We start from the raw sequence: 8,952 nt of genomic DNA, 5'->3' as shown, positions 1-8,952 counted from the left end.
CGAGGTCGGCGCAGCAGTTACCACCGAGGTCGGCGGCAGACGCGGGGCCCATACCCACGATCAGCGCGGCGACGGCGGCCATCGAAATGCGACTGAGTGTCGTCATCGATCCCCCATTCATAGTTCAGTGCTCCATTTCCAATGCTTCCAGCGCGGAAGCAGAGTGCGCAGCCCGGCGGTTTGTCTTTTCGTGTTCCCTCGGGGCCGCACGCACGCGCCTCAAGCGCACGCCGTCACGGGGGAACGCGGTTGGAAACAGACGCGGAACTCGATCACGTACGCGGTCCGCGGCAGGACCAGGTGAGCACCGGGCTTGCTTCCTGCGCTCGCGATCGGCCCGACGCGGTTTGGAAGCGCGTCAGAACTGGTCGCGTTTGAGACCTCGACTGGAGGACTCAGCGTCGCCGCAACTTGCAGTTGTGTGGTAGAGGAATTGCACGCCTCGCGCAAACGCATTGCGTGCGTCTTGCGGCTTAATGCAACTACAGGTGGATTTTATGCAACACCCGCGGGTGGCGCATTTGAATCACACGCATTGAGGGTGAGGCGGGCGCTGGCCTTTGCGAGCCCAGCGCGGCAGGCTCTTCCGGCGGAAGGGGTGCGGCGACCAGCGCCGCGTCGGGGAACGGCCGGACGAAGACGAACACGAGTAGGCGCCGCGCCGCCCTTCAGCGGGCGGCACGTGGAAGTTGAGGCGAGCTGCGGTGCGATCGGCCCCGCTTATGCGGGCATGGCAGTCTCGACGAGGCGTGCCCAGTAAGAGACGCCGACGGGAATGGCATCATCGTTGAAGTCATACGCCGGGTGGTGCACGCCGGCCGTATCGCCATTGCCGAGGAAGATGAACGCGCCGGGCCGGGCCTCGAGCATGTAGGCGAAATCCTCGCCGCCAAGCACGGGCGGGGCGTTGTCGTTGACGGCCTTTTCCCCCGAGACCTCGCGGGCAACATTGGCGGCGAAATGCGTCTGCGCCTCATGATTGACGGTCACGGGATAGCCGTCGGAGTACGTGAGCGTGATCTTCGCGCCATGCGCCTTGGCGATGCCGTCGCAAATCTCGGCCATGCGCTTCTTGACCAGCGTGCGGATCTCTTCCTTGAGCGTGCGCACGGTGCCCTGGAGGCGCGCCGTCTGGGGAATGACGTTCATCGCGTCGCCGGCATGGAACATGGTCACCGACACCACCGCGGAGTGAACCGGATCCACATTGCGCGCGACGATCGTCTGCAACGCGGCGTGAAGCTGGCAGCCGATGGCAACGGGATCGATGCCCAGATGCGGCTTGGCCGCGTGCGTGCCGACGCCCTCGATGGCGATGTCGATGCGGTCCGAGGCGGCCAGCAGCGGGCCGGGGCGCGTCGCAAAGGCGCCGACCGGAAGACCGGGCGCCGTGTGCATCCCGTACACTTCCTGAACGCCGAAGCGGTCCATCATGCCGTCGTCGACCATGGCCTTGCCGCCCGCGCCGCCTTCCTCCGCGGGCTGGAAGATCACGACCGCGGTGCCGTCGAAATTGCGGGTCTCGGCAAGATACTTGGCCGCGCCGAGCAGCATGGCGGTGTGCCCATCGTGGCCGCAGGCGTGCATGGCGCCCGGGATCTTCGAGGCATAGGGCAGCCCCGTCAGCTCCTGCATGGGGAGCGCGTCCATGTCGGCGCGCATGCCGATCACGCGGCCCGATTTGTTCGTCTTGCCACGGATGACGCCGACGACACCGGTCCGGCCAATCCCCGGTACTACCTCGTCACAGCCGAACTCGATGAGCTTGTCCTTCACGAGGGCCGCGGTGCGATGGACCTCGTAGAGGATCTCCGGATGCGCATGGATGTCCCGGCGCCACTCGGTGATCTCTTCCTTCAGTGCCGAGACGCGATTGATGACGGGCATGGAGTTCCTCGAGAGCGTGGTTGGGGAAGCATGATGATCGGCTGAGCGGCGCCATGAAACGCCTTCGCCTCGCGGCGGTCAACCGGACCGGAGCGGGAACGAGTTGCGGCTGATGCAACACGGTACCGCGCTCGGCTTCATGCGGGAGCGCGTTCCGCGACCTCGTGGAAAGCGGCCCTCAGCTTCAGAGCGAGCAGCCCCGGCGCGCCGTTGCCGACCTGCTTGCCGTCGATCGTGACCACCGGCATGACGAGGCTCGTCGCCGAGGTGATGAACGCCTCGCGTGCGCCCTGCGCCTCCTCGATCGTGAACGGGCGCTCGACGACGGCGATCCCCTCGCGCTTGAGCACGTCGAGCAGCGTCGCGCGGGTGACGCCCGGCAGAATGGCATTGTCGAGAGCCCGCGTTACGAGCTTGCCGTCGCGGTCGAGGATCCACGCATTCGCGGAGGCGCCCTCCGTCACATAGCCCTTCTCATCGACGAACCAGGCGTCATTGGCGCCGCTTTCCCTCGCTCGCTGCTTGGCCATGGTGGCGGGGAGCAGCATCACGGTCTTGATGTCGCAACGTCCCCAGCGAACGTCCGGCGTGCTCTGAATGGCAATGCCCTTTGCTGCTTGCGATTCAGCCTTGGTGGAGGAGAGGCGGCGCGCGAGGCAGATGACGGTCGGAAGCGTATCAGGGGCCGGGAAAAAGAAATCACGCCGGGCGACGCCGCGCGAAACCTGGAGATAGACGAGGCCGTTGCGCACGCGATTGCGCCGGATGGTCTCGCGCAGCACGCGGCCCCATGCGGCGCGGCTCATGGGCTCGGGTATGCCGAGCTCGCCGAGCGAGCGCTCGAGGCGCGCAAGGTGGCGCGTCTCGTCGGTCAGGCGGCCCTCCCGTACCTCGCAGACCTCGTAGACCGCATCGCCGAACTGGTTGCCGCGATCTTCAGGATGGATCGCCGCCTCGGCATAGGGCAGGTAGCGGCCATTCACGTAGACGATGCGGGTCATCTGACCTCCGGTTGTTGGATTGGTGCGCCAACGCGCTCAGAAGAACTCGATGGAAACGCGGAAGAGCTGCTCGACGTCGCGCACGTTGTCCGTCCGCGCGAACAGGATGACGCGATCCTTGACCTGAATTTGGGTGTCGCCGTCGGGAACGATGACCTTGCCGCCGCGGACGATGGCGCCGACGCGCACGCCCTTGAGCTGTGGCAGGTCCTTGAGCGCCTTGCCGACGATCGGCGCCGTCTCCAGCGCTTCGGCCTCCATGATCTCGCCCGCGCCGCTGCCGATGCTGTGCACGGCGATGATGCGGCCCCGGCGCACGTGCTGGAGGACGCGGCTCACAGTGATAAAGCGCGGATTGATCTCGGAGTCGATGTCGAAGGAGCGGATCACGCTCGCATAGCCCGAGCTGTTGACGAGACAGAGGCTGCGCGCCGCTCCGAGCTGCTTGGCGAGGGCGCAAGCGAGGATGTTGACCTGGTCGTCGTTGGTCAGCGCCACGATCGTATCGGCGCTCGCGATCTCGGCCTCACGCAGCAGCTCCTCGGAAAGCGCGCTGCCGTGCAGGACCACAGTGCGTTCGAGGTGATCGGCGATCTCCTCGGCGCGGCCACGGCTCGCCTCGATGATCTTTACGCGCACGCCCGTGTGGCGGCGCTCGAGTTCGCGCGCGACGTAGAGGCCGATATTGCCGCCGCCTGCGATCACGACCCGACGCGTCGGGGCCTCGGCCTGTCCGAAGATGCTGAGCGTGCGCGCGACCTGCCCGGCAGGCGTGACGACATACACGTCGTCGCCCTCGGCGATGTGATCGTCACTGTGCGGGACGATGATCTCGCCTCTGCGCTGCACGGCGACGACGACCGCAGGAAGATCGGGGAAGAGCTCGGAGAGCTGGCGCAGCGGCGTGTCGATCACTGGGCAGTCGCTGTCGCAGGTGAGGCCGATCGAGGCGACGGCTCCCTCTGCGAAGCTCACGTTGTCGAAGGCGCCAGGCAGCGACAGGCGGCGGAGCACCATCTCGCCGACCTCGCGCTCGGGTGAGATGATGACGTCGATGCCCATGCCGCCGCGGCTGAAGAGCTTCGCCCATTCCTTGTTGAGGTAGGTCTGCGAGCGCACGCGCGCGATCTTGGTTGGCACGTCGAAGAGCGTGCCTGCGACCTGCGCGGCCATCATGTTGACCTCGTCGTGCAGCGTCACGGCGATGATCATGTCGCATTCCCGCGCGCCGGCCCGTTCCAGCACATCGGGGTGGGCGCCGTTGCCCACGTAGGCACGGGCTTCGAGCGTGTCGTTGACCTTCTGAACGAGGTCGGGGCGCACGTCGATCAGTGTGACGTCGTTGCCCTCGGCAGAGAGCTGCTCGGCAATGCCGTAGCCGACTTGCCCGGCACCGCAGACGAGTACCTTCATGATGGAGCGCCTCCAGGCGCGCGCTTTTGGCTCCCGTCTACAGCCTGGGCCGCGACGCGACAACGCCGTGCGCGTGAGATGGTTGGGAATTTCGCTGGAATTGGGACGTTAGGCGGCCTTCAGGCGATCTTCGCAGCCCCCATGCAACTCTAAACGGGCGCGCCGGACTTCTGCGCCTTGACGGCGGCATAGTAGGCCCAGAGGAGCCGGGCCGCCACGCCGCGCCAGGGCCGCCAGGTCTCGGCCAGCTCCTCGAGCTCTCCGAGCGACAGGCGATCACCCCGTTTGGCGGCGATGGCGGCCGCGATCTGCAGGGCGAGATCGCCGGGGGCGAAGGCGTCGGCGCGGCCGAGGCAGAACATGAGATAGATATCGGCCGTCCAGGGGCCGATCCCGCTGACCTGCCGGAGTGACTCGTGCACCATGAGCTCCGGTGCGGTCTCGAGTGCATCGAGATCGAGCTGGCCCGAGTTCACGGCGGTCGATATGGCCCTGAGCGTCTTGATCTTGCCGCCCGAGAGACCGGCGGCCCGCAGCAGCTCATCTGGTGCCGCCAGCACCTTGGCTGCATTCAAGGGGCGGAGCGCTTCCTCGAAGCGCCCCCAGATGGCGGCGGCACTGGCGATCGATAGCTGCTGGCCGACGATAATGCGCGCAAGCCCCTCGAAGCCCGGCTCGCGGCGGCGCAGCGGCGGGTCTCCCGCGATGTCGTGGGCATGGCGCAGGATCGCGCATTTGCGACGGAGCGCGCGCACGCCGGTGCGCACGTCATCGTCGTTCTGGATGATGATTGATGGGCGTTTCTTGGCGCGAGGCATCGTCCGACAACTTGGGGCTCGGGTGAACAGGCCCGGCATACCGGGCGGCGGGAGCCTGCCAGAGCGCGCGCGCCGAGGGAACCTGGATTCGACGCCCCTAGCGAACACTCCTGACATCGCCGCCATGGCTCCGCCGCCAGCCCTGGCTCGCCCGCTCGACCAGCATGAACTCGGCGAGGTTCTCGAGCGTGATGATGCCGACCACGCGCTCGCCGTCATCGACGACGCCGACGAGGGGTTTGCCGCTGGAGTGGAGCAGCTCGGCCGCCTGTGAGAGCGGTGCCCGGTAGCCGATCGTCGGAATTTCGCGCTCCATGACGTCGAGCACAGGTGTATCGGGCCCGCTGCTCGCGAGCGCCTGGATCATGCCATCGCGGGTGAGCACGCCGCGCAGCCGCCCGGCGCCGTCGGTTACTGGGAACTCCCGCTGCGGCGTGCCGAGCAGGGCTTTGACCGCATCGCCGACGCTGGACGTGGTGTCGAGGTGGCTGAAGGAGGTGATCGTGGCGTCGCGCATGTTCGCCTTCTGCGTCGCTTCGCCGAGTTCCACCGCATAGGTCTCGTGGCTGGCGGCGAGGAAGACGAAGAGAGCGATGAAGATCAGCAGCGGATTGCCGAAGAGCCCGAGGAAGCCAAGCCCGAACGCGGCCGCCTGCCCGATGCGGGCCGCGATCCGCGTCGCCGTGACCTTGTCGAGCTTGTAGGAGAGCAGCGCCTTGAGCGCGCGCCCGCCGTCCATGGGAAAGGCAGGCAGCAGGTTGAACACGACCAGCACGATGTTGATCAGCGCGAGTCGCGAGACGAAGTCGATGTTCTGGAGCGCGGCCGGATCCGAATTGCCCGGATGAATGTTGGCCCCGAAGAACAGGATGAGGATCAGTGCAATGACGACGTTGACCGCGGGCCCTGCGAGCGCGATCAGCAGCTCCTGGGTGGGGTTGTCGGGCATCCGCTCGATGCTCGCGACGCCGCCGATCGGCAGCAGGATGATGTCGCGGGTCCCGATGCCGAACCGCCGCGCCATCAGGACGTGGCCGTACTCGTGCGCCAGCACGCAGGCGAAGATGGCCAGGATGAAGGCGATGGCAGAGGCGGCCGCACCACCGCCGCCCTGAGCCCCCGCCACGAGGCCGAACCAGGCCAGCAGGAGGAAGAAGGTCAGGTGTATGCGGACTTCGGTTCCGGCGATCCGTCCGAGCGATATCGACCAACCCATCATGTGAGGCGCGATCCTTCTCAGTTCGTCCCGTCAGAGTTGAACTTAGCAGATACGCGCCGTTGCCGCGACCGGCGGGCGTATGATGCAGATCGGGCAAGCAATCCCGTTATATGCGGCGCACAAATAATCTGTGCCCATTACAGCAGTGAGTCGTGTTGTTTTGCTCAGATCGGCACTTAATGCCGGCCAAAAAGCAATTCTAGTTCGGGCAGTTAGCGTGTCATGCCCGCGCCGGCCGCAGATGCGGGGCGGGGCGCTTATCCACAGAACGTGACAGTGTCAAGAAGGTACGTGCATAAATTGGGATGATGCTGTATATATCTTAGGCAGCAGAGCATCTTGTCGGGGCAGGGCGAGACGCGATGTGTGCGGTAAGTCGGCACCGTGCGGGGTGCCGTGTGCGGGGTGAGTCATGTTAGTCAAGCCCATGATCATGGTGATCGTCTCGGCGCTGCTCGGCCCCGCAATGGGTGTCGGGCTGTTTCTTTTAATGCAGGTCAATTGACGTCGGGCCGCGGTCGCCTTTAGCCGCATTCCATCCAGTTGCGGGATGGAGCGAGCGCATTTTCCGTCGGCACGCTCAACCATTTCCGGTTGAGATCCTTCAAAGATTTCAGATGAGAGATGCGCTCTCAGGCGAGCGCGTCGCATCGTTCGTGTCGATCGCCTCGCGGATCGTCTGTGCAAGCTTGGCCTGGCGATAGGGCTTCATCAGAACCTTGATGCGTAGCGCGTTGATGTCGCCCGCATCGATCAGGCCTCCGGCATAGCCTGTGGTCAGCAGCACCGCGATCTCGGGATGCTGGGCGCGAAGGCGCTGGGCAAGCTCCAGACCGGAAATGCCCCCCGGCATCATGTAGTCCGTGAACACGACAGCCGGCCGCAGGCCATTGTCGATGGCGCGCAGCGCTGCATTCGCATCGCCGACCGCCTCCACCTCATAACCGAGCGCCGTCAGCCGCTGAATGGTCAGCCGCCGCACATTGGCATCGTCCTCGACCGCAAGAACCAGCTCGCCGTTCCCGAGCGGCAGCGGCTCTTCCCGGCGTCCCTTCGGGCCCACGCTGTCATCCGCATCCACACGCGGGAGATAGATGCGCACCGTGGTCCCTTTGCCGACCTCGCTGTAGAGCGTCGCCTGACCGCCGGATTGGCGCGCGAAGCCGTAGACCGACGCAAGGCCGAGCCCACTCCCTTTTCCCGGGCCCTTGGTCGTGAAGAACGGCTCGAAGGCGCGCTCGGCGACCTCGGGTGGCATGCCGTTTCCGTTGTCCGTGACCGAGAGGACCACGTATTGGCCGACCTGGAGGCCGGGGATCAGCTCGGCGCCTGAGGCGTCCAGGATCGCATTGCGTGTCTCCACGACGATGCGGCCACCGACCGGCATGGCGTCGCGCGCATTGAGGACCAGGTTGACGATCGCGGTCTCGATGAGCCCCGGATCGGCCCGCGTCATCCAGAGATTGGACGACGGCACCACGTCGAGGACGATGTTGGCGCCGATCGTGCGGCGCAACAGATCGGCAACGGTCGTCACCATGGTGTTGAGCGAGATCTTCTGGCTTTCGAGCCTCTGGCGCCGGGCGAATGTGAGCAGATGGTCGGTGAGCTGGGCCCCTTTTTCCGCAGCCTCCTTGACCTCGCGCAGCAGATCGAGCTGGGCGTCATCTGAGAGGCGCGGCTCGAGCAGCTCCAGGTTGCCGACGATGACCGTCAGCAGATTGTTGAAGTCATGGGCGATGCCGCCGGTGAGCTGGCCGATCGCTTCGAGGCGCTGGGCCGTACGCGTCGCCGTCTCGCGCTTGAGCTCACGTGTCACATCGCGGACGAGAGCGACATAACCGACGCCGACATTGGCGCCGTCGCGCACCTCCGACCACACGGCCTCGCCGGGAAAGCGCTCGCCATTGCGGCGACGGAAATTCGCGATGATGGGGGCTTGCGGCTGCTGCTGCTGCTGGCGTTCCAGGGACGGCGCCGACGACATGTGCAGCGCGGCCTCCTCGGGCTCGTCGAACAGTGCGGTGATCGGCCGGCCGACGATCTCTCCCGGCTCAAAGCCGAAGATGCGCCCGAAGGCCGGATTCGCGACCTGGATGTTGCGGTCCGTGTCGGTCACGACGAAGGCATCGGGAACGCTGTCGAAGATCGACTGGAAGAGCGCCTCCTCGCGCGCGAGCTGACGCTCGGTCAGGCGCTGGCGCCTCAGGTCGACCATGATGCCGGTGAAGTATTGGACGCCGCCGTCCTCGAACTCGCCGACCGAAAGGTGGAGCGGTACGCTCGATCCGTCTTTATGCTGGCCCGTAACTTCGCGGCCGATGCCGATGATGCGGGGATCGCCGGTTGCCAGGTAGCGCGCGATGAAACCGTCATGCGCGCGCGCCAGATCGTCCGGCATGAGCATGGAGACGTTGCGGCCGATCAGCTCTGCCTCGGCATAGCCGAACATACGCTCGACGGCGGGATTGGCGCCATGAACGATGCCGCGCGCATCGATCGTGACGATGGCAGTCACCGCCGAGTCGAGAATGGCTCTGAGGCGCGCGGCGTCATTGATTGCGGCGTTCATGTCGCGTCCTTTGCGAGGCCCGCCTCGGGCGCCGCTTCAATT

The 8,952-nt window shown here is 65.9% G+C and carries 6 protein-coding genes; all 6 read right to left on the bottom strand.

All coding sequences use genetic code 11. The features are described 5' to 3' along the window. Positions 1-720: 720 nt before the first annotated feature. Positions 721-1,887, bottom strand: a complete 1,167-nt coding sequence (locus CS1BSM3_RS27645) for a M20 aminoacylase family protein (RefSeq protein ID WP_072393767.1) — start codon at positions 1,885-1,887, stop codon at positions 721-723. Positions 1,888-2,024: 137 nt separating this feature from the next. Next, positions 2,025-2,888 carry a D-amino-acid transaminase gene (locus CS1BSM3_RS27640; RefSeq protein WP_072393764.1) on the bottom strand — a complete coding sequence of 288 codons (864 nt, stop codon included), beginning with the start codon at positions 2,886-2,888 and terminating at the stop codon, positions 2,025-2,027. A gap of 36 nt (positions 2,889-2,924) precedes the next feature. Then, positions 2,925-4,301, bottom strand: a complete 1,377-nt coding sequence (gene trkA, locus CS1BSM3_RS27635) for a Trk system potassium transporter TrkA (protein WP_072393761.1) — start codon at positions 4,299-4,301, stop codon at positions 2,925-2,927. A 149-nt stretch (positions 4,302-4,450) separates the two neighbouring features. After that, positions 4,451-5,119 carry a DNA-3-methyladenine glycosylase family protein gene (locus tag CS1BSM3_RS27630; RefSeq protein WP_072393758.1) on the bottom strand — a complete coding sequence of 223 codons (669 nt, stop codon included), beginning with the start codon at positions 5,117-5,119 and terminating at the stop codon, positions 4,451-4,453. Between the two features lie 97 nt (positions 5,120-5,216). Then, positions 5,217-6,338, bottom strand: coding sequence for a site-2 protease family protein (locus tag CS1BSM3_RS27625; RefSeq protein ID WP_348532918.1), 1,122 nt, complete (start codon positions 6,336-6,338; stop codon positions 5,217-5,219). Between the two features lie 613 nt (positions 6,339-6,951). Further along, positions 6,952-8,910: a hybrid sensor histidine kinase/response regulator gene (locus CS1BSM3_RS27620; protein WP_072393755.1), complete on the bottom strand. Its 1,959-nt coding sequence runs from the start codon at positions 8,908-8,910 to the stop codon at positions 6,952-6,954. Positions 8,911-8,952: the final 42 nt, after the last annotated feature.

It is taken from the genome of Hyphomicrobium sp. CS1BSMeth3 (assembly GCF_900117415.1).
In the GTDB taxonomy this organism is placed as follows: domain Bacteria; phylum Pseudomonadota; class Alphaproteobacteria; order Rhizobiales; family Hyphomicrobiaceae.
This window is presented reverse-complemented; position numbering and strand designations above follow the sequence as displayed.